This is a genomic window from Embleya sp. NBC_00888, from assembly GCF_045207655.1.
Classification (GTDB): Bacteria; Actinomycetota; Actinomycetes; order Streptomycetales; family Streptomycetaceae; genus Embleya.
In genome coordinates this window covers 2,225,677-2,246,781 of sequence record NZ_CP108785.1, presented here as the reverse complement: position 1 = coordinate 2,246,781, position 21,105 = coordinate 2,225,677, and the positions used below count along the sequence as shown (strand labels likewise).

14 protein-coding genes are annotated in these 21,105 nt (G+C 73.5%); 8 read left to right on the top strand and 6 right to left on the bottom strand.

All coding sequences use genetic code 11. The features are described 5' to 3' along the window. Positions 1–39: 39 nt before the first annotated feature. The 4 genes from OG948_RS44130 to OG948_RS44115 all read left to right on the top strand — a co-directional run bounded on the left by OG948_RS44130 (position 40) and on the right by OG948_RS44115 (position 4,416). Entirely contained in the window at positions 40–1,089 is a 1,050-nt protein-coding gene (locus OG948_RS44130; protein ID WP_331770631.1) for an aldo/keto reductase, read from the top strand. A gap of 230 nt (positions 1,090–1,319) precedes the next feature. Then, complete coding sequence (locus OG948_RS44125; protein ID WP_331770630.1) at positions 1,320–2,399, top strand: ABC transporter substrate-binding protein; 1,080 nt, start codon at positions 1,320–1,322, stop codon at positions 2,397–2,399. A gap of 101 nt (positions 2,400–2,500) precedes the next feature. Continuing rightward, positions 2,501–3,502 (top strand): iron ABC transporter permease, encoded by a 1,002-nt coding sequence (locus OG948_RS44120; protein WP_331773503.1) that lies wholly within the window; start codon positions 2,501–2,503, stop codon positions 3,500–3,502. Continuing rightward, positions 3,499–4,416 carry an ABC transporter ATP-binding protein gene (locus tag OG948_RS44115; RefSeq protein WP_406300605.1) on the top strand — a complete coding sequence of 306 codons (918 nt, stop codon included), beginning with the start codon at positions 3,499–3,501 and terminating at the stop codon, positions 4,414–4,416. The genes OG948_RS44120 and OG948_RS44115 overlap by 4 nt, the downstream gene beginning before the upstream one ends. A gap of 165 nt (positions 4,417–4,581) precedes the next feature. Here the strand turns inward: OG948_RS44115 and OG948_RS44110 are convergent, their stop codons facing one another. The 4 genes from OG948_RS44110 to OG948_RS44095 form a co-directional block, all read right to left on the bottom strand. Then, positions 4,582–5,910, bottom strand: a complete 1,329-nt coding sequence (locus tag OG948_RS44110; RefSeq protein ID WP_331770628.1) for a cytochrome P450 — start codon at positions 5,908–5,910, stop codon at positions 4,582–4,584. Positions 5,911–6,304: 394 nt separating this feature from the next. After that, positions 6,305–9,391: a poly(A) polymerase gene (locus OG948_RS44105; RefSeq protein WP_331770627.1), complete on the bottom strand. Its 3,087-nt coding sequence runs from the start codon at positions 9,389–9,391 to the stop codon at positions 6,305–6,307. Continuing rightward, positions 9,391–11,172 (bottom strand): RNA ligase family protein, encoded by a 1,782-nt coding sequence (locus OG948_RS44100; protein ID WP_331770626.1) that lies wholly within the window; start codon positions 11,170–11,172, stop codon positions 9,391–9,393. The genes OG948_RS44105 and OG948_RS44100 overlap by 1 nt, the downstream gene beginning before the upstream one ends. A 318-nt stretch (positions 11,173–11,490) precedes the next feature. After that, positions 11,491–12,435: a D-alanyl-D-alanine carboxypeptidase gene (locus OG948_RS44095; RefSeq protein WP_331770625.1), complete on the bottom strand. Its 945-nt coding sequence runs from the start codon at positions 12,433–12,435 to the stop codon at positions 11,491–11,493. A 122-nt stretch (positions 12,436–12,557) separates the two neighbouring features. Here OG948_RS44095 and OG948_RS44090 point away from each other — a divergent pair, with 122 nt between their 5' ends. The 4 genes from OG948_RS44090 (at position 12,558) to OG948_RS44075 (ending at position 17,682) form a co-directional block, all read left to right on the top strand. Beyond that, on the top strand, positions 12,558–13,238 hold the full coding sequence (locus OG948_RS44090) for a response regulator transcription factor (RefSeq protein WP_331770624.1): 681 nt from the start codon (positions 12,558–12,560) through the stop codon (positions 13,236–13,238). After that, a complete protein-coding gene (locus tag OG948_RS44085) occupies positions 13,235–14,707 on the top strand; it encodes an ATP-binding protein (protein ID WP_331770623.1) in 1,473 nt (490 codons plus the stop codon). The genes OG948_RS44090 and OG948_RS44085 overlap by 4 nt, the downstream gene beginning before the upstream one ends. Beyond that, positions 14,707–15,222, top strand: a complete 516-nt coding sequence (locus OG948_RS44080) for a GerMN domain-containing protein (RefSeq protein ID WP_331770622.1) — start codon at positions 14,707–14,709, stop codon at positions 15,220–15,222. Before OG948_RS44085 ends, OG948_RS44080 begins: the two co-directional genes overlap by 1 nt. Positions 15,223–15,528: 306 nt before the next feature. Further along, a complete protein-coding gene (locus OG948_RS44075) occupies positions 15,529–17,682 on the top strand; it encodes an acyl-CoA dehydrogenase family protein (protein WP_331770621.1) in 2,154 nt (717 codons plus the stop codon). Here the strand turns inward: OG948_RS44075 and OG948_RS44070 are convergent. Together OG948_RS44070 and OG948_RS44065 are read right to left on the bottom strand one after the other, a co-directional pair. Beyond that, a complete protein-coding gene (locus OG948_RS44070; RefSeq protein ID WP_331770620.1) occupies positions 17,665–20,391 on the bottom strand; it encodes a LuxR family transcriptional regulator in 2,727 nt (908 codons plus the stop codon). The genes OG948_RS44075 and OG948_RS44070 overlap by 18 nt on opposite strands. A gap of 159 nt (positions 20,392–20,550) precedes the next feature. Next, positions 20,551–20,991: a VOC family protein gene (locus OG948_RS44065; protein ID WP_331770619.1), complete on the bottom strand. Its 441-nt coding sequence runs from the start codon at positions 20,989–20,991 to the stop codon at positions 20,551–20,553. Positions 20,992–21,105: the final 114 nt, after the last annotated feature.

Below are 21,105 nucleotides of genomic sequence, written 5' to 3'. Positions count from 1 at the left end.
TCCCACCGGCAGGAACACCGAAACAAGAGGAGCACGAACATGCGCTACCGCACCCTCGGCCGCACCGGCATCCAGGTGAGCGTGCAGGCCCTGGGCACGATGATGTTCGGGGCGGTCGGCAATCCCGACCACGACGACTGTGCCCGGATCGTGAACGCCGCGCTGGATCACGGGATCAACTTCGTCGACACGGCCGACATGTACTCGGCCGGTGAATCCGAGGAGATCGTCGGCAAGGCGCTGCGGGGTCGGCGTGACGACGTGGTCCTGGCGACCAAGGTGCACTTCGCGATGGGGGAAGGGGTCAACCGGGGCGGCAACTCGCGGCGCTGGATCACCACGGCGGTGGAGGACAGCCTGCGGCGGTTGCGGACCGATTGGATCGACCTGTACCAGGTCCATCGCCCGGACGACTCGACCGACATCGAGGAGACCCTCTCCGTCCTGACCGACCTGGTGCGGCAGGGCAAGATCCGCACGTTCGGCTGTTCGACCTTCCCGGCCGAGGACGTGGTCGAGGCCCACCACGTGGCCGAGCGGCGCGGATTGCAGCGGTTCCGGACCGAACAGCCGCCCTACTCGATCCTGGCCCGGGGCATCGAGGCCTCGCTGCTGCCGGTGTGCGAGCGCCTCGGCATGGGCGTGCTGACCTGGGGCCCGCTGGCGTCCGGCTTTCTCACCGGCAAGTACCGCAAGGGCGGCCCGATCGATCTGACCTCCGGTCGAGCCGGCCTCAACCCCGGACGCTTCGACCCGAGCCTGCCGGTGAACGCCGCCAAGCTCGACATCGTCGAGCAACTGGTCGAACTGGCCGAGGAGATCGGCTGCACGCTGCCCGAACTCGCGGTGGCCTTCCCGACGGCGCACCCGGCGGTCACCTCGGTCATCATCGGACCGCGCACGATGGAGCAACTCGACGTGTTGGTCGAGGGCGCGACGCTCACCCTGGACGACGCGGCGCTGGACCGCATCGACACGATCGTCGCGCCGGGCACGAACACGTACCACCCGGACGGCGCGTGGACCCACCCGGCGCTGGCCCGCACCGCCCTGCGCCGACGCTCCGTCACCGATCGCGCGGCGGGCTGACCTCCCCGGACACCGGACGTGGTCCGTACCCGTTTTGGTGTTCATCGGCGGAGTCCGGCACGGGCGTTCGGGGTGGGCCCGGTGGGCCCGGTCCGCGGGAGAGGCGGGAACCCGACCTCGGTGGGAACTTACGCGGGGTCTCGGCCGACTGAGTGTCCGGGTTCGCGTTTGCGGACCGACCGTCGGTACTTCCGGGGAGCGAAACTGTGCGGGGCAGCAAGGTGTGTGGCATGGCCGCCGTGGTGGTTTTGTTCGCGACGGCGTGTGGGGGTGACTCGAAGGACACGGACACCGCCGCTTCGGGCCCGACCGCGTCCGCGACGGGACCGGGCAAAGGCGGGGCGGCGGGCTTCCCGGTGAAGGTGACGGACTGCGCCGGCGCCGAGACGACGTTCACCGAGGCGCCGAAGAAGGTGGTCACCAGCAACGCCTCCAGCCTGGAGATGTTGTTCTGGCTCGGCGCCGGTGACCGGGTGGTCGGCACCGGCTTCCCGCCGGGCAAGGGCACGATGCCGGCGCAGTTCGCGGCGCAGGCCGACAAGGTCCGGGTGCTCGGCGACATGGTGATCCCCAAGGAGCAACTGCTCGGCTCGGGCGCCGACCTGTACATCGACACCTTCGCCGACATGGGCGGCATGGGAGCGATGGGGTCGGGGCCCTCGGCCAAGGAGTTCGCCGCCGCCGGCATCAAGCACATCTATCTCAAGTCCACCGCGTGCGCGACCAAGCGCCCCGGCCCGCAGCAGGACCTGAGCGCGGTCGAGGCGGACATCAAGGAACTCGGGGCGGTGACCGGGACGTCCGCCCGGGCCGACGAACTCGTCGCGGGCATGGAACAGACAGTGGGCACGGTGCGCACCGCGCTCGCCGGCGTGCCGCAGGATCGGCGGCCGAGCTACTTCTTCTTCGACTTCGACGCCGGTACCAAGCAGCCGATCGCCATATGCGGCAAGCAGGTCGCCAACGCGGTGATCACCCAGGCCGGGGCGCGCAACGTGTTCGCCGATTGCGCCGGCGACTTCAAGCCCGTCGCGTGGGAGGACGTGGTCGCCGAGAACCCGGACTGGATCCAGCTCGGAGTCCGGAACAAGGGCAGCGCCGAGGCCAACGCCAAGGCGTTCGACGACGCCGAGCGATTCCTGCGGACCTTCGACGCGACCAAGGGCCTGAACGCGGTCCGGGACGGCAGGTTCGTCCGGATCGGTTCGGAGAGCACCACGATCGCCGGGGTCCGCAACGCCGAGACGGTGCGGCGGATCGCGAGCACGATCCACCCGGACCTGGTCCGGCCCGCACCGGCCGCGGGGTAGGCCCGGTGGTGTCGGTATCCGAACGCAGGACCCGACGTCGGGACCGGGCGGCGGCGCGGCCGGCCGACGAGGACCGGGACCGCCCGGCGCGCACCGCGTGGGTGGTCGCCGTCCTGGCCGTGCTCCTGGTCGTCGCGTTGACCTCGGCGGTGTCGCTGGGCTCGGTGGACATCCCGATCGGTGAGGTGTGGTCGGTGGTCGGGCGCCGGCTGACCGGCGAGCCGCCCGAGGCCGGCACCCGCGACCTGATCGTCTGGCAACTCCGACTGCCTCGAGCCCTGTTGGCGGCGGTGGTCGGCGCCGGGCTGGGCCTGGTGGGCACCGCCGTACAGGCATTGGTGCGCAATCCGCTCGCCGACCCGTACCTGCTCGGCATCTCCTCCGGCGCCTCGCTCGGCGCCATCGCGGTGATCGTGCTCGGCGCGAGCACCGGTGGGCTGCTCGGACTCGGCCTGTCCGCCTCTGCGTTCGCCGGTGCGTTGGCGGCGTTCGCGCTGGTGTGGGCACTGGCCCGACGAGGTGGCGGGTTCTCCCCGCTGCGCCTGGTACTGGCCGGGATCGGGGTGGGCCAGTTCCTGTCCGGATTCACCAGCTTCCTGGTACTTCAGGCGGGGGACGAACAGCAGACGCGCGGCGTGCTGTTCTGGCTGATGGGCAGCCTCAGCGGCGCCCAATGGGAGCAACTGGCCCTGCCTGCCGCGGCCGTGGCCCTGGGGTTGATCGGGTTGCAGGCCCGGGCCCGGGCGCTCAACGCGCTGCTGATGGGCGACGAGACGGCCGCCGGGCTGGGCGTGGACGTGGCTCGACTGCGGCGCGAACTGTTCGCGGTGACCAGCGTGTTGACCGGTGTCCTGGTCGCCGTGTCGGGGGCGATCGGCTTCGTCGGACTGATGGTTCCGCATGTCTGCCGGCTGCTGATCGGCGGCGACCACCGCCGACTGCTGCCGGTGTCCGCGTTGTTCGGCGCGGTGTTGTTGGTCGCCGTGGACACCGTGGCCCGGACGGCGGTGAGTACCCAGGAGTTGCCGATCGGCGTGGTCACCGCCGTGATCGGCGCCCCGGTCCTGTTGCTCCTGCTCGATCGACGGCTGGAGACACGATGACGGGCGGCGGCGTGGGCGATCGTGTGGATGGCGGGGTGGGCGACGACGTGCGCGGGGCGGGCGCCGAGCGAACGCGCGTCACCGTGCAGGATCTGCGCGTCACCCTCTCCGGCCGGGACATCCTGACCGGGGTCGGGCTGATCGCGGCGGGCGGTGAGATCACCGGCCTGGTCGGCCCCAACGGCAGCGGCAAGTCCACCCTGTTGCGCACCATCTACCGACATCTGAAGCCGCAGGCAGGCCGGGTCCTGCTCGGCGATCGGGACCTGCGGGCGATGACCCCGGCGGCGGCGGCCCGACATGTCGCGGCGCTGCCGCAGGAGCGGGAGAACGACTTCGACTTCACCGTGCGCGAGGTGGTCGCGATGGGTCGGACCCCCTACCAGAAGGCGTTCGCCGGGGACAGCGCCGCGGACCGGGCGGCGGTGCTGATCGCGCTGGTGCAGGCCGGAGTCGAGGCGCATCAGGGCCGGCGCTTCTCGACGCTGTCCGGTGGTGAACGCCAACGGGTTTTGCTGGCAAGGGCGTTGGCCCAGGAACCGGACGTGTTGGTGCTGGACGAGCCGACCAATCACCTCGACGTGCGGCATCAGGTCGAACTCCTCGCGCTGTTGCGCGCCCAGGATCGTACGACGCTGATCGCGCTGCACGACCTCAACGCGGCGGCCTCGGTGTGCGATCGGCTGCACGTACTACACCAAGGCCGGTTGCGGGCGTCCGGCCCGCCGCGCGAGGTGCTCACTCCGGAGCTGCTCGCCGAGGTGTTCGGCATCCGTGCGGTGATCCTCGACCACCCGCTCACCGGCGATCCGCTGATCGCGGTCGATCACCGGACGACGGCGGCTCCGGTGACTCCGGTGACTCCGTTGGCGGCCGGGCGGGGCGGCGAAATCGGGTCGTGCTCGGGGGGTTGATCGGCTTGGGTTCGTGCTCGTGAGTGCCCTGAATGTGTCGGGTTCCTCCGTCCCCGGGTGGACAACCGGGCGGGGCGACTCCCGCGAGGACCCGGGAGGTTCCGGGAGGACTCGGAAGGACCCGGGAGGATACGTTCGGGAGATGGACAGGTGATCCGCGTCGGTTCACCTCGCGCCGAAGCCGGGGAGGGCGGGAACGGCGGGCGGGCGCGGACCCGGCGTTTCGGGTCGGGCGCGGGTCCGGGTCTCGGAGCGGGCGTGGGCCGGTGGTGTGGGGACGATGTCCAGCCGGCTCGGGCCGTTGACCATCAACGACGGGATGGGCGTCGGCGGTTGTTCGGGGTGCGCGAGCGTGAGGTCGGGGAGACGGTCGAACAGGGTGGTCACCGCTATCCGGGTCTCCAACCTGGCCAGGTGCGCGCCGAGGCAGAAGTGCGGGCCGTACCCGAAGGCCAGGTGGGTCTTGTCGGCGCGGGTGGCGTCGAACGCGTCGGGTGCCTCCGGGTGTCGCGCGGGATCCCGGCCGGCGGCGGCGAAGGCGATGATGATCGGGTCGCCCCGACCGATGACGACACCCTCCCCGAGGTCGATGTCCTCGATCGCGTAGCGCAGCGGGAGGTGCATGACCGGGCCTTCGACCCGCAGCGTCTCCTCGATGACGTCCGTCCAGTCGATGGCCTTTGCGCGGAGTCGGTCCAACTGATCGGGGTGGGTGAGCAGTTCGGCCAGGACGTTGGTGATCAGGTTCACCGAGGTCTCGTAGCCGGCCCCGAGCATCAGGAAGAGCGAGTCGAGGAATTCCTGTTCCGAGGGCGCCGTCCCGGCGCTCGCGGCCGCGGTGAGCAGGTCACTGGTCAGGTCGGCGCCCGGGTTCTCCCGCTTGTGCTCCAGCAACTCCACCAGCCGGGCCTGGAGTTCGATCTGCCGAGCGATCGCCTCGGCGGCGTCGATCGTGGTGTCCAGCACCGCGTCGATGGCTCGGCCCAACCCCGGCCGCAGAGCCTCGGGCACGCCGAGCAGGTCGCAGATGACGGTCATCGTCAGCGGCAACGACAACATCTGCCGTACGTCGACGCTCTCGCCGGGCGGTACCGCCGCCAGCACGTCGACCAGGCGATCCGCCGTGGCCTGGATCCGCGGGCGCAGCCGCTCCACCCGGCGCGGGGCGAACGAGGGCGCGACCCGCGCACGCAGTCGGCGATGCTCCTCGCCGTACGTGTTCACGAAACCCTGTTGGAGCGCGACCGGCGCCATCGGCCAGCCGTCGGGCAGTTCGGCCAGACCGGGCCAGTGCCGACGGAAGTCGCGGGAGACCCGGCGGTCGGTGGTCAGCGTCTGGATCACCTCGTGCCGGGTGATCGACCAGGCCCGTACCCCGCCCGGGAGTTCGACCAGGACGGCCGGACCCCGGGCGCGCAGCGCGGCGGCCTCCGCGTGTGCGGCGCGGGCGGTGGGATCGAGTACGGGACATCGGTGCTGGGGTTCTGCCGACATGCGAGGCTCCCCTCGAGGGAACGTGCAGAGTGGCCACCGCGCCTGCGAGGCGCACGGCGCGGCCGTGTTCGCGCGTCACACCCGACCCCGGCGGGGCCGCATGCCCCTTCTTCTACGCCTGGTTCCGCGTCCTGACAACACCGTCGGCGGGGATGATCGGCGCTTTGCCTCGATCGGCGCACCATACCGGCCTGATCGCGCGTCCATCCGCGAGGCTCGTGCGAGCGGTGCGCAAGCCGCGCCGGTTCCCTGGAGCGGGCGCGCTCCTCGTGGCCGGGCGACGTACACCGATCGGCGGGGTATTGCCGGGTGGGGTTGGACGCGCGGTCGGGGGAACGGCGGGGCTTTGTCGGGTGGGGTTGGACGCACGGCCGTCCAAGGCGCGGTCGGGTGATCAGCGCAGAGTCGGTACGGAGCCGCCGTCGGCCCACGTCGTTTCGACGCCGGGCAGGCCCTTGCGCCACCGGTCGGTGAGCTCGGCGAGGGCGGTGGCGGTCGGCGGGTCGGCACCGAGGCCGATCGCGTAGCGGGTGCGCGAGTCGGACACGAACGGGCGGGGCCACGCGTGCGCGTCCTGGACACCGGCCTCCCGCAAGGCGGTGAGCAGGCCGCGGACGCGACCGCGCAGCCGGCCGGTGGTGGCCGCGAACTCCTCGGCGGAGGAGGGCAGTACGGTCAGCACCGCCCATGCGGCGTGCCGGCGGTGCAGGGGCGGCGGCTCGATCAGGGCGGCCCACGGGTCGCGATCGGCCCGCTCGGGGGCCTCGCCCGGCGTGAGCAACTCCCACGCGCGGTACAGCTCGTCGACCAGCAGGTCGCGCCCGCCGGGGCCGACCTGCTCGGTACACGAGCGCACCGGGTGGGTCGGCGTCAGGATCGACACCGGCCCGCCGGTGACCGTGCCCGCGCGGGCCGTGTCGTCGTCCAGGGCCACCGGCACGCGCCAGTCCCACGCGGCCCAGGTGGCGAAGAAGTGCGCCGGCAGGTCGTCGTCGGCCACGTGCGCGGCCTCGCGCGTGGTCCGGGCCGCGAGCACCGACCAGGCCAGGCCCGGGAGCCCGCCGAACGGAGCCGCGTCCAGGCCGCGTGCCCGCGCCCACGCCTTGATCCGTCGGGCCAGGTCGGCGAAGCGCTCGTGGTCCGCGCCGACCGCGCTCCGGATGGCGTCCGCGTCGGTGACCGCGCTCAGGGTGATTGCGGCCGGCTCGCCCAGTTCGGCGCGCCGGGCCACCGCGTCGGCGGGGGCGATCCGTCCGGTGCCGATCAGGGCCAGATCGACGGGCGAGTCGTCGACGCGCAGGCGAAGTCCTGGTACCCGGGCGCCGAGCACGGGCCGGATGCCGGTGGCCTCGGGCAGCGCTGCCGCGATCCGCGCCGCGACGTCGGCGGGATCGACGGTGCCGGGCAGGGCTGCCATCAGATCGAGGTCGGCGTCGGGCGACGCGCAGCCCATCCGACGCGAGCCGACCACCGACACGACGCCCTCGCCCAACGCCGCGGAAACACGCCTGGTGATCCGTCGGGTTCGGGCGTCACCGTCCGGGTCGTCGGCGCGGGGCGCCCGAGTGTCCCCCGGCGAGTCGGTGCGGGGCCGGATGTGGGCTTCGCCTTCGGGATCGGCGGCACGGTGCTCCCGGGTGTCACTGCCCGGGTCGGCGACGACGGGCACCCGTGCCGTTCCTTCCCGTTCGGTGTCGACCGGCACCCGTGCCCGATCCGAGGGTTTGCGTGCCCGACCCCCGACGACGGAACCTCCGCTGCTCCCGGTCTCGTCGGCATCGGCCGCCGGACCCGGATCGGGCAGCTCGCGCAGTTCGCCCGTGCCCAGCGTGAGGACGGCTCGCGGGCGCATCGGTTCGTCGCCTCGGCGGGAGAGCAGAATCAGTTCCCCGACCCGCGCCGTCATCGGCTCCAGTTCGCGTGCGCACGCGGCGGCGACGCGCAATGGATCGGTGCTGCGGCCCAGGGTCAGGTGCGGGGTGTAGCCGCTCGTCCGGCCGAGGCAGCGGGGGAAGTGGGCCGCGAAGGCCTCCCGCAGCCGGGCCCACGGGAGTTCGTCGGCGGCTGCCGGGTCGAGCCAGACGGTGGCGTTCTCGCGATGGCCGAAGGTGTGTACGCCGTCGAGTTCGGCGGTGAACGGTGTCACTCGTGCGGCGGCCGCGGCCAGCAGCGGCGCGGCCCGGTCGAAGTCGGCTTCCGGGACGAAGCCGAACAGCACGTTGACGTGCGGCGGCCAGCGGTCCACCTGGGGATCGTGCGCGCGACGGGCCCGTTGCAGCGCGGGCCACAGGCGCCTGGGCGGCAGCCAGGCCAGTGCGGTGCGCGCGGTCGGCGCGACGTCCAGGACATCGTCGGCGGGCGGATCCGCGGCGGGGAGCAGATCCGCCTGCACCCCGAAGTGGTCGGACGCGTACAGGCCGTCGGGTCCGGGCGTGTCCCCGCGCAGTACCGCCGTACCCGCCCGCCAGGCGCCGGTGCGCAACAGGATCCGGTCCAGCCGGGCGGCGCGGCCGGTGAGCGAGCCGATCGCCGCGAGCGGGTTGACGCCCGGGTCGAACGTGGGCGTGTGGTCGTCGGCGCCGTGCACATCCGTCCACACGTCCGCCAACCCCAGCGCGGCGGCCGGCCCCGCGGTGCCGTCGTTGAAGTCGCCGACCACCACCAGGTCGCCCGGGATGCCCGCGAACCCGTCGGCGAGCGCGGCCAGTTCTACCCGTCGGCGCCCGGCGCCGTCCTGCGTGTGGTCGCTGGTGAGGTGCGTGACGGCGAGCACGAGCGGCGCGGCCGGCCCGGCCACGGTGATCGCGGCCACCGCCTTGTACGGCCCCAACGCGTGCCGCCCGGCCTCGCGCACCGGCAGCCGGCTCAGCAACAACAGCCCGGTGGCCGGCACATCGCGGCCGGCGGGATCGGTGTCCATCGTGTATGCGGCGCGCACCCACGGTTGGGCGGCCAACAGCAGGGCCAGTTCGGGCTCGACCTCCTGGAGCGCGATCACGTCCGCGTCGGCGGCGGCGAGCGCGGCGAGCAACATCGGCCGCCGGCGTGCGGTGTCGATCCGATCGGCGTCGTAACGATCCCACAGCGTATTCCAGGTCAGCAGGCGGATCCGCGCGGTGTCCGGGAGGCCGGTCGGGTCCGCGCCGCTCGCGGTCGCGGGTCGCCAGCGACCCGTCGCCGGGTCGAACGTGTGCGGTTCGCGCGCGGTGAAGAACGGCGCCCGCAGCCGGCGCGGATCCCGAGTCCGACCGGCGACACAGTGCTCGATCCGGTCCACGCGCGCGGCCCGATCCCACACCACCTCGCCGTCCGCCTCGATCCGCAGCACCCGATGCCACGGGATCTCGCCACCCGGGACGAACGCGGGCAACGGGATGCGCTTGGGGTCCGCGCCGCGTCGGCTGACCTCGAGGACGAAGCGGGCGGGATCGAACCGGGGATCCCAGCGCACTCGGTGGTAGATCTCCTCGCTCGTACGCATCACGCGTCCTCCGCGTCCAGCGAGCCGGCGACGTCGTCGAGGCCGCCGTCCGCGCCGATGTACCAGGTGCGGTGCGCCTGTCCGGGATACGGCGGCGCGAAGCGCCGTGCCTGCGCGGCGAGTACCGCGGGCGGGACCGCGTGTTCGCGCGTGGCGTTGCGCCGGGCCAACTCGTCGTCGCCGACCAGCAGTACGGCGTGCGTGATCAGCGCGTCGCGGCGGTGCGCGATGGCCTGTACCGGCATGCGTTGGCTGCCGGTGAGCGAGGTGGCATCCCACACCACCGTCCCGCCGGCGGCCAGCGCCGCGTCGAGCCGGTCCAACGCCTGGCTCAGCACCTCGCCGTTGGCGCTCTGGTCGGCTCGGGAGCCGCGCGCCGCACGTAGCTCGTCCAGGCTGATCAGCGTGTCGACGCCGGGGAGTTCACGGGCGAAGGTGCTCTTGCCGCTGCCCGAGCGGCCGATCGTCTGGATCAACCGGGGAAAGTCGCCGCGCCACCACCGGCGGGTCGCCTCGGGTGGCATCGACCAGCCCTTGGCGTGGCCCGCGCGCAACTCCGCCCAGCAGCGGTCGGCCACTTCCGAGTCCAGGCCCGCGAACGCGTCCGCGGCCCGGGCGCGCAGCGCGGCGAGCGGCGCCTCCTCGAGCAGCCCCGCGTCCGCCGCGAACAGCGCCGACCACTCCACCTGTTCGCGCTCCGCGTCGGCCTGCGCGTCGGTGCGCCCGGTCAGCGTCGCGGCGGCCACCGCGTGCAGCACGCCCACATCCGCGGCGACCGCCAACCGGGCCAGGCCGCGTGCGCGTTCGTCATCCGGGAAGGGCCGGCGCAGGTGTGCCTGCAACCCGACCAGGTCCGCGACGCGGCGCGCGGCGGGCAACCCGAGGGCCGGGACGAGTCGGGGCATCAGCGACGCCCGCCGTTCGGCGTGCAGCGCGGCGGCCAGTACCCCGGCCAGGCGCGCGTCGCCGGTGCGCCCCAGCACGTCCAACCGCGCGCACGCGTCCGCGACCGTCTCGGCGGTGGCGACCGTCGCGGCTCCGGTGACCGAGCCGGCTCCGGCGACCGTCTCGCCCTCGGCGGCCGGTGCATCGGTCGGATTCAGCCACGCGAGCAGGGCCGGCAGGTCCGGATTCGCGCCCGAACGCACCGCCCACAAGCCGGCGTTCGGCCCGAGACCGTTCGGCACCACCTCGGCGTGCATCCAGTGCGTATCGGTCTGCACGTGTCCGCGCCGCACCCATTTGGCCACCCGCCGGCCGAACTCCGCGCGCTCGAAACCCTCGACCGTCCGGACCACGAAGCCCTCCCGGCGCGCGGGATCGAGCCGGATCGCACGCAACTCCCGCTCGTCGAACACCCCGCGCCACAACACCGGCGGGGTCGGCACGCCCAGTCGACGCAGGAAACGCGCACTCTCGTCCCAGTCCAGGCAACGATCCCCGGCCCATACCGAGAACCCGTAGAACCAACTCGCCAGCGCGTCATAGCCGATCGAGTGCCGGGCGTACATGTTCTCGCCGCAGATCCGCCACCCGGGCGGGATCCGTGCGCCGATCCGGCCCTGGAGCGCCTTGACCCAGGTCCGCGAGGGGTGGTGCGCGGAGTCCAACGACCGCGCGTGCAGGCCGTCCGGGTACAGCGTGGTGTTCTCACCGTCGAGCTTCTCGGTGACCACGACCTCCAGGCCGCGCAGTCCCGACAGGTCGCCGGCGCGCACGTCGTCGGCGCCGGCACCCGGCGACCACGGCACATGCGGGGTGCGGGGATAGTGCGTACGCATGTCCCCTCCCCGATCACCGGCCCGGTCCCGCTGCGACCGAGCATTGCGCGCGGATCCCCGGTCACTGTAGGAGTGGGCCGCGCGGCGAGCCATCGAATTTCGGCCGCCGGCGGCCCGGTCGGCCATTCCTTCGGCCACCCGGCATCGCGCGGCGGACCGAGCGGGAGGCGGGACATGCGGGAGGTCGAGCCGGGTGGGGGCCGGGACGAGCGGGAGCCCGCGAAGCGAGGGAGCCCGCGACGCGAGGGACGCGAGGGGCGCCGGGACGCGCGGGAAGCAGCTCGGCGCCGCCCGCCCCGCCGGCCCCGCCCGCAGTCGTCACGGTGCCCCGATCGAACGGATCAGCGTCTCGCTCGCGTTGATCGCGGCGGCCGCCGTGCTGCCCTTGTGCTGGGCCATGACCGCGCAGACCACCAGGTGCGGCTTGCCGTCGACATGGCGCTCGGCGGCGAAGACCAGGTTGGCGCCGGCGGGGGTGGTGAATCCGGTCTTGCCCGCCAGCACGCCCTCGCGGCCGAGCAGGGTATTGCCGTTGGGCTTGGTGATCCGCGCCGAGTCGGTGTAGCTGGGGACGCCGGCGACCGCGGCGAAGGCCGGGTCGCGCATCGCCACCGTGAACAGTCGGACCTGGTCGGCGGCGGTGCTCACGGTGGCCCGGTCGAAGCCGGAGGGATCGGTGTAGGTGGTGTCGCGCATGCCCAATTCGCGGGCGGCGCGGTTCATCCGGGCCACGAAAGCGGCCTCGTTCCCGTCCACCCAGCGGGCGATCTCGTGCGCGATGTTGCTCGCCGATATCGTCATCAGGGCCTCCAGGGCCCGACGCTGGGTGAACGGCTCGCCCGGGGTCACCGGGGTCAGGCTCTCGAAGCGGCGCAGGCGCTCGGCATAGCGGCCGGCCTCCTCCGCCGAGACGGTGAACGTCGGCCCCGCCGCGCCGGGCACGAGCGGCTTGGCCTTGAGGAACACGTACGCGGTCATCACCTTGGCCAGGCTCGCGGTCGGCGTCGGCTTGGCCGCGCCGGACACGATCGGGTCCCGGGCGCCCTCGACCGACACGGCCGCCTGGCCGTCCTTGGGCCATTCGGGGCTGATCGGCTGCGGGAGGTCGATCCGGCTGGAGAGGGTGGCCACGGGGGCCGGGTCGGTCCGGCCGGCCTCGCCGGCACACCCCGCCACGAGGGCCAACAGCGCGGCGACGACGGCGAGCACGATCGGCCGCGCCGAGCGAGGACGGCGCACGGTGAGCGAAAGGTGGTTCGTCATGGCCCCGACCATGGCGAGCGGGGATGACCGGAGTCGGCCGGGAACAAGACCGTTCTGTCACAACCGGCCCGATCGCTTCCTCGACGGCTGTTCGCACGGTCGGCCTGATCGATACTGAATCAATGGTTCGCGTGCTCCTGATCGAAGACGACCCCGCCGTGGCCGAGGGCCTTGCCATCGGCCTGCGCCGGCAGGGCCACACGACCGAGGTGCGGCACACCGGCGAGGACGGCCTCGCGGGAGTGGCCGGATTCGCTCCCGACCTGGTGGTGCTGGACCTGATGTTGCCCGGCATCGACGGCTTCGAGGTGTGCCGCCGGATCCGCAGGGCCGGCACCCTGCCGGTGATCATGCTCACCGCGCGCAACGAGGACATGGACGTCGTGATCGGCCTGGAGGCCGGCGCCGACGACTACGTGGTCAAACCGGTCCAGGCCCGGGTCCTGGAGGCACGGATCCGCGCGGTCCTGCGCCGCACCGAATCCGCCGTCCCGGCCGGGCGGCGCGAGGTATACGGGGACCTCACCGTGGATCGCACCGCCCTGACGGTGCTCAAGGCCGGGCAGTCGGTCGCCCTCGCGCCCTCCGAACTGCGGCTGCTGCTCGCCCTGTCCGCGTCCCCCGGCCAGGTCTTCAGCCGCGGGCAGTTGTTGGAGTCGGTGTGGGAACACCCCTACCTCGGCGACAGCCGGCTGGTCGACGCGTGCGTCAAGCGGCTGCGGATCAAGATCGAGGAGCCGGACCGGCCGGCCCGCTACATCCAGACCGTGCGCGGGTTCGGCTATCGCTTCGGGCCGCTGTGACCGGGCCGCTGGCCTGGCTGCGCGGACTACGGGTACGACTGGCCGCGGCCTGCCTGCTCGTCGCCGCGTTCGCCGCGCTCGCGACGGCCGCGCTGACCTATCGGGAAGCCCGTACCGCGATGTTGCAACGCACCCAGGACTCGGTGGTGCGCTCGGTGCGCGACCGGGTCGAGGCGGTCGCACCGTCCGTGCCCTTCCCCCCGGACCAGGCGGCGATCGACCGGATCGTCGCGCTGGTGGACACCCGGGGCAACACCGACCACTGGACCGTCGTGGTGAGCTTCGGGGACTTGTGGGCGGCCGGCGACTCCAGTACGACTCCCGACGCGATCCCGCGGGAGTTGCGCAGGATCGTCACCGACCACGTCTCGACCGCGTTCCAGCGGGTGGACGACCACGGCATGCTCGCGCTCGTCGTCGGCGTACCGATCACCTTCGCCAACCGCGACGGCCGGGTCGCCTCCGGGGTGCAGGTCTACGTGATCACCTCGATGGCCGGTCAGGTCCAGGAGGAGGCGGCCCTGGTCCGGGCGGCGCGCAACGGCGCGATCCCCGCGGTCCTGCTCGCGCTGGTCCCGGCCCTGATCGTGGCCGGCGGCGTACTGCGGCCGGTCCGCGCCCTCCAGCGGGCCACCCGGCGCCTGGCACAGGGTCGCCTGGACACCCGGCTGGAGGTCAAGGGCGGCGACGAACTCGCCGAACTGGCGCGCGACTTCAACCACACCGCGGCGGCCTTGGAGGAACACGAGGCGCGGCTGCGGACGATGGAGGCCAGGGCACGCGGTTTCGCGGCCGACGTCTCGCACGAACTGCGCACCCCGCTGGCCGCGATGGCCGCCGTGATCGACGTGCTCGACGAGGACGCCGCCGCCGAGACGCTGGATTCGGACACCGCCGCCGCGCTGCGCCTGGTCTCCACCGAGACCGGCAAGCTCACCCGGCTGGTGGACGACCTGATGGAGATCTCCCGCTTCGACGCCGGCGCCGCCGCGCTGAACGTGGACGAACTCGACGTGGCGGAGGCGGTACGCCGCTGCCTGGCCGCGCGGGCCTGGTCGGACGCGGTGGTCACCGACCTGCCGGACGGGATCCGGGCCGAGGTCGATCCCCGGCGCTTCGACGTGGTGGTGGCCAACCTGGTGGGCAACGCGCTGCGGCACGGCGCGCCGCCGGTCGAGGTGAGCCTGAGCAGCGAGCGGCGGGCGGACGGCCCGTGGGTCGTGCTGCGGGTCGCCGACCGCGGCCCCGGTCTCGCCGCCGACACCCTGGACCGGGTCTTCGAGCGATTCTTCAAGGCCGACACGGCCCGCGCGCGCTCGGCGGGCAGCGGCCTGGGCACGGCGATCACACTGGAGAACGTGCGACTGCACGACGGACGGATCCGGGCGGCCAACCGACCCGACGGTGGAGCCTTGTTCACCGTGGAACTGCCCCGGTACGCCCGGGCCCGAACCGAAAAGGACACGTGATGGCCGGCCGATACGCACTGCCACCGCTCGCGGCGCTGCTCCTCGCGGTCGGCGTCGGCTGCGGCATTCCCACCACCGGCGTGGTGGAGGCGGGGGAGCCCGCCACGGGCATGATCGCGCCCGCCGACGCGGAGCATCCCGGAAGTGTGTACATCTACCTGGTCGCCGATCACCGGCTGCGCCCCACGTTGCGCACCTCGCTCGCCGGTGCCGGTCCGCAGGCCGCGCTGGACCTGCTGCTGGCGGGGCCCACGGCGCAGGAGGTCGGGGACGGGGTGACCACCACCGTCCCGGTGAACGCCGGACCCGCGCGGGTGACGGTCCAGAGCGGCACGATCCGGATCGACCTGGCCGGTTCCGACTCGCTCACCGACATCGCGCTGGACCAACTCGTGTGTACCGCGGCGGCGGCCGGAAGCCGCGGCATGTCGGGAGGGGCCGAGACGCCGGTGTCGGTGACCACGGCGGTTCGGCGCCTGGAGAACCGGATCTGCCCGAGCCCGGTGGGGACCTGACCCGATCGCGGCGGATCCGGGCCGGCCCGGGTGCGGCGAAGGCTCCGAAAAAGGGGCGAATGTCGCCGGGTGCGGGCTGTCTTCGGCCGGGCCGCGGCCGACCCCAGCTCGATAGGGGTAACAGTCAGGGGTTTCGCCACTACGTTGCGTGTTCATAGGCTGATCACGCCAACCGGTTGACCGCCGCGTCGACGTGCCCAGCGTCGACGCGGCGATTCCCGGTCGGATCAAGGGCGTCGCGTGGGCCGCCGGAGCGGATCCGGGTCCGAACGCGCGCCCGGGACACACCGCCGAAGGGAGCGCGCCATGGACGTGTCGTACGGGGACGAGGTCGCGGAGTTCGCCGGAAACGCGGCGACCCTGATCGGCCGGCACTGGGGTCGGGCCGGCGCCGCGCCCACCGGGGAACTGGACCGGCTGTGGGATGTGGGCGCCGTGCACGGCTGGTTCGATCTCGGCGGCACCGACGCGCTCGCCGCAGCCGTCGCCGTGACACGCGAACTGGGCCGGGCCGCATGCCCGTTGCCGGTGCTGGACGCGTTCGTCGCGAGCCGGCTGTTCGCCGCCAACATCGGCCTGGCCGGCGCCATCGGGGACGGTGGCATCCGAGTGGCGACCGCGCTGCCGGGCGGCCCGGACGAGGCCGAGGTCGGCGCGGACTGCCTGATCGAGGCCGGCGACGCGGCGACCCACGTCATGCGCCTGCCGTTCGGCGGCGGCCCGGTGGGGCTGTATCGGATCATGGCGGCGGAACCGGTCGAGGGACTGGCGATGCCCAGGTGGTCCCGGGCCCGCCTCGGTCCGGCGCTCGCGTACAGCGCGATCTCGGCGGACCGGACCGACCGGGTGGTGGCCCTGCTGCGGCTGGGCCTGGCCGTGCGCGCGTTCGGCGCCGCCGAGCGGGCCGCGACGTCCGCACTGGCACACGCACGCGCGCGTACCCGATTCGACGCGCGGGTGGGTGCGTTCGGCGCGGTCCGCGAGCGGGCCGTGAACGGCCGGATCGAACTCGACGCGGGCGACCTGCTGATCGCGGACGCGGTACGCCGGTACGCCGAGGGTGGCACCGACTGGGTGATCGCCGTCGAACTGGCCGTCGCACACGTGCGCCGCATCGCCCCGCGGGTGCGCGCGGACGTGCACGACCCACCGTTCTCGGCCGATTGTTTCGACGAACACGAGGCACCGTGGCTGTTTCGGCGGGTACACGCCGACCTGGCCTGCCTGGGTGGATTCGGCTCGCCCGGCGGCGAGGTCGCCGATCGCCTGCTCGACGACGACCCGCAGACGGAGGCCGAACTCCCGGAACCGCGACTGGGCCCGGACGGGGACGCCCTGCGCAAGGCGTTGCGTAAGGTGGTCGCCGGTCGGCAGACCTGCCCGCCGGCCGTCGGCGACCCGGGGGACGACCCGGACGCGGTGGCCGAGTTGGCCGAACACGGTTGGTTCGCACTGGGCTGGTCCGCCGCGCACGGCGGCAGCGGCGGCACCCCCGCCGAGCGGTTCGCGCTGCGCCAGGAGGTCTGCCGGCATCGCCTGCCGGTCGCCGACGCGCTGGCCACCGCGACCGTGTTCGGTGCGCCGATCGCCCGGCACGGTACACCGGAACAGCGCGAGCGGCTGCTGCCCGCGATCCGCCGGGGCGCGCTGCGGATCGCGCCCGCCTACCGGGCCGTGCGCGAGGAGTTCGACCCGGCCGCGGTGCGGGTCGACGCGGTGCGCGACGACGCCGGCGACTGGACGCTGACCGGCGACCGGCTGTGGACCGCCGACGCGCATCGGGCCCGGTACCTGTGGCTGGCGGCGCGTACGCAACCGGGCGCCGCGGCGCTGCGGGCCGCCGTCACGGTCTTCCTGGTGCCGCTGGACGCGCCGGGTGTACGGGTGCGGCCGTATCGGACCGCGGCGGGGGAGGCGGGCAGCGACGTGCTGCTCGACCGGGTCCGGGTCCCGGACACCGCCAGGATCGGTGCCGTGCACGGTGGTTGGGAGGTGATCACCGACACCTTCGCCGCCGAGTCCGCCGTGGCCGGCGACGTCGCGGCCACGCTGCATCGCGAACTGGTCGACCTGCTCGCCCTGCTGCGCGCGGGACCGGGAGCGGCCTCGGCGGCGGGAGCGCGCGGTTCCGCGGCCCGGGCCGCGGTGACCGAACTGGCCGTGCGGATCCAGGCGGTACGCCTGTTGGCGGCGGCGGCGGTGTGCACGCCGGACGCCGACGACGGCGCGGCGCGACTGCACGCGCTCGCGGCGGGCGCGCTGGGCGGTGAACTGGCGGCGGACTTCGGCGCGATGGTGCTCGAACTGCTCGGTCCGGCCGCCGCGCTGGGCACGGGCGCGACGGCCGAGGGGATGTTCGGACACGGACTGCGCGAGGCGCCGACCGAGAGCCTCGGCGGCAGCGGCGACCTGCGTCGCGGCCTGCTCGCCCGGGCGATGGGGCTACCGGTGCGCGTCTGAGCCGGTGAGCTCCGAGCCGGTGCGGCCGGTGGCGGCGGTGGTGTGCGGGCACGGCCCGGGTCGATGGCGATCCGGGTTCGACCGCAGCAGGCCGGGCAGTTGCCGGCGGTTCTTGATGTCGAGTTTGCGATAGACCCGGGTCAGGTGTTGCTCGACGGTGCTGACCGTGATGAACAACTCCTCGGCGATGGCCCGGTTGCTGTACCCGGACGCGGCCAGCGCGGCCACGCGCTTCTCCGACTCGCTCAGGTCCGCCGCGGCGGCGCCGGCGTTGCCGGCGATCAGGTCGGCGTAGGCGTGCGAGACGTTGCGCGAGCGCGGGCGCGCGCCGCACTCCCGGGTCAGGTGCCAGACCCGGGACTGGAGCGTGGCGGCCCGGGCCGGCTCGGCCCGTGCCCGGTACGACTCGGCGAGCGCCTCCAGGGTGCGGGCCAGCTCCAACGGGTCCTCGGACCGGCGCAGTGCCTCGACCGCCTGGGCGAGCAGCGCCGGGCGCTCGGCGACGTCGACGGTCATCGCGCGCAGTCGCAGTGTGGTGCCGCGCACCCGGCCGCCACCGGGACCGCACAGGCGCAGTTGCTCCGCCACCAACTGCCGGGCACGGTCGGTCTCGTCGAGCCGCAGCAGGGCCTCGGCGGCATCGGTCCGCCAGGGCACCAGGAACGGTTGGTCCACGTCCCAGGCATGGGCCAACCAGGCCACCTGGAGGAAGTCGGCGAGGGCGGCCCGGACCCGGTCGGTGGCCAGCAGGAAGCGGCCCCGGGCGCGCAGATAGGCGAGCCCGGGCAAGCCGGTGAACAGGGCCTTGCCGACCGGCTGGTTCACATGGCGCGCGGCGGCCTCGTAGTCGCCCATCTCGGTGTACACGCAGATCAGGCTGGCCAACGGGCCGCCGAGGAACAGACTTCCGGTGCGCTCGGGCAGCGCGTCCATCGCCTCGAGGGCGTAGGTCTCCGCGTCCGGCAACCGACCCTGGCGCAGCGCCGCCTCCGCGCACACGGACCCGAACACGGCCTGCCAGCCCGGGGCTTCCCGGTGGAGCGACTCGGCCAGCAGGGACCGGCCGTGGGCCTCCGCGACGCCCGCGCGATCGTGTTCGATCAACAGACGCAGCGCGGCGACGAGGGAGGAGAGGGTCACGTCGGTCAACCCGGACACGCGCAACCGCCGCTCGGCCGCCTCGAGACGGTCGGCGTGATCGCGCGGCGGCGCGGGGGAGACCCAGGGCAGTGGCGTATCGGAATCGATGTGGTCGACCCATTCCGCGCCGGGGTCGGTGCGTTCCTTGAGCCGGTCGAGGACCTGACGGGCCGCGTCGAGTCGGCCGTGGGCGAGCAACTGGTGTGCCAGCGGCGTCATACTCGACACCGGCAGGTCGCCGACCGCCAGCGCGGTCAACGGTTCGCCCAGGCAGCGCTGTTCGGCCGCTCCGGGGCTGAGCCGCCAGGTGACCTCGGCGAGCCGCACGTGCGTCTCGGCGCGCAGGGCGGGGTCGCGGCACTGCTCGGCGGCCAGTTCCAGGCACGCGACCGCCCGGCGGGCCCGGTCCCGGCCCAGGGCCTCCTCGGCCGCCTCGCGCAACACGCGCACCGCCCACGCGTCGTCGTCGGGCACTTCACGGGCGGCGAGCAGGTGGGTCGCGATCCGGGCCGCCGCCGCGCCCTCGTGCCGCAGTACGGTCGCCGCGTGGCGGTGCAGCGCGCCGTGTTCGGCCGGATCCAGGCTGTTCGACAGCGCGTTCGCGGCCGCGGGGCGTAGGCGGCCCTCGGTCAGCAGACCGGCGCCGGCCAACGCGCCCAGTGCCTGAGCGGTGGCCACCGGGGTGGTGCCGGCGAGCCGGCCCAGCACCTGCGCCGACGCGCCGGTGTCCAGCACGGCCGCGGCCTTGGCCACCCGCCACATCCCGGTGCCGCCGCGGCGCAGGCAGGTCAGCACGGCTCGGCCGTACGGGCCGCCGGGCGCCGGGAGGGGAGTTGCCCCGGATCCGCCCGAGGACCGGTACTCGGCAAGCAGTGCGCGCAACAACAGGGGGTTTCCGCCGGTGAGTTCGTGGAATTCCGCGGCGCGTTCCGGACCGGGTGGATCGAACCCCTCGGCCAGCAGGCCGGCCACGCCGGTCGGGCTCAACGGGCCGAGCCGGATCCGGCTCAGGGCGGGCAGCCGCAGGAACTCGGTGTCCGACTGCGGGTCCGGCAGTGCGAAGTCGAGCGAGCGGGCGAGCAGCACGAGCACGCGTGCCCGGCCGGAGTGTCGGGCCAGGTGCAACAGGCACTGCACGGAGGCGACATCGGCGTGGTGTACGTCGTCGACGCACACCAGCACCGGTCGGCGCAGCGCGACCTCGTGCACCGCGGTGGTCAATCGCCGGGCCGCGCGCGGGGTTTCCCCGTCTTCGACCAGCCGCTCCAGGGCGAGGGCCAGGCGCGGGGGGACGGCCGGGCCGTCCCGGAACTGGCCGATGAGCGCCAGAGGTCGAGCGTCGCCGCCGGCCGGCGCGGTGGCGGACAGCACCGTCGCACCCGCGTTCGCGGCCTGTTCGGCGGCCCAGGCGAGCGTCTCGCTCTTGCCGCAACCGACCGCCCCCTCGACCAGGACGATGCCGCCCTGCGCCGCGGCGCACTCCTTCAACGCGGTTTGTAACCTGCCCTGTTCCGGCCCTCGTTCGATGAACTCCATGGCCTCTGCGAGCCCCCATATGTCGGCATGCACACGTTCTCCCACCGGTGCATGAAACCTCGGCCGCGCCGGCCTCGTCAACCATCGGTAACCGGCCACTGACCGGTAGTGACAGTCGAACGGGTTGCTTCCGGCACCGACCGCCGCGTCGGTGTCGGGTCGGGGCCGCGCCGGGGCCGGGTGGGGTGTCGGTCAGGTTGTCGCCGGGCCGGCGGCGACGCAGAATTCGTTGCCCTCGGGGTCGGCCATCACGATGTGGTGGTCGGTGTCCTCGTACAGGACGCTGCCGCCCGCCGCCACCAACCGTGCGGACTCGATCCGGATCCGTTCCCAACGCTCCTGCGGGGAACCGTGTCCGGGCACCCGGATGTCGAGGTGCAGGCGGTTCTTCGCGGTCTTGGGCTCGGGGACCTTGAGGATCGACAACCGTGGTCCCACACCGTCCGGGTCGCACAACCACGCGGCGTCGTCCACCGACTCGTCCGCCGGCGGATCGAACTGCGCGAACCATTCCTCGCGGGTCTCGAACGGCGCCGGCGGCGGTTCGTCGACGTAGCCCAGAGCGGTCTTCCAGAAGGCCGCCAGGAGCGGTGCGTTCGTGCAGTCCAGGGTCAGATCGATGCGCGCTGCCATGCCCGGACCCTAACCCGCCGCGCGGACACCTTCGCCCCGCCACGCGGTCGTCCGGGCCGGGGCGATGATCTTCTAGGGTGTTCTTCATACGACGGCCGGCGTCGTGCGGATGCG

Coding starts and splice junctions, on each gene's coding strand:
- OG948_RS44065 (WP_331770619.1), bottom strand. CDS start 20,991: ATGGCAGCGCGCATCGATCTGACCCTGGACTGCACGAACGCACCGCTC.
- OG948_RS44080 (WP_331770622.1), top strand. CDS start 14,707: ATGGCCGGCCGATACGCACTGCCACCGCTCGCGGCGCTGCTCCTCGCG.
- OG948_RS44130 (WP_331770631.1), top strand. CDS start 40: ATGCGCTACCGCACCCTCGGCCGCACCGGCATCCAGGTGAGCGTGCAG.
- OG948_RS44075 (WP_331770621.1), top strand. CDS start 15,529: ATGGACGTGTCGTACGGGGACGAGGTCGCGGAGTTCGCCGGAAACGCG.
- OG948_RS44095 (WP_331770625.1), bottom strand. CDS start 12,435: ATGACGAACCACCTTTCGCTCACCGTGCGCCGTCCTCGCTCGGCGCGG.
- OG948_RS44100 (WP_331770626.1), bottom strand. CDS start 11,172: ATGCGTACGCACTATCCCCGCACCCCGCATGTGCCGTGGTCGCCGGGT.
- OG948_RS44090 (WP_331770624.1), top strand. CDS start 12,558: ATGGTTCGCGTGCTCCTGATCGAAGACGACCCCGCCGTGGCCGAGGGC.
- OG948_RS44125 (WP_331770630.1), top strand. CDS start 1,320: ATGGCCGCCGTGGTGGTTTTGTTCGCGACGGCGTGTGGGGGTGACTCG.
- OG948_RS44110 (WP_331770628.1), bottom strand. CDS start 5,910: ATGTCGGCAGAACCCCAGCACCGATGTCCCGTACTCGATCCCACCGCC.
- OG948_RS44105 (WP_331770627.1), bottom strand. CDS start 9,391: ATGCGTACGAGCGAGGAGATCTACCACCGAGTGCGCTGGGATCCCCGG.
- OG948_RS44115 (WP_406300605.1), top strand. CDS start 3,499: ATGACGGGCGGCGGCGTGGGCGATCGTGTGGATGGCGGGGTGGGCGAC.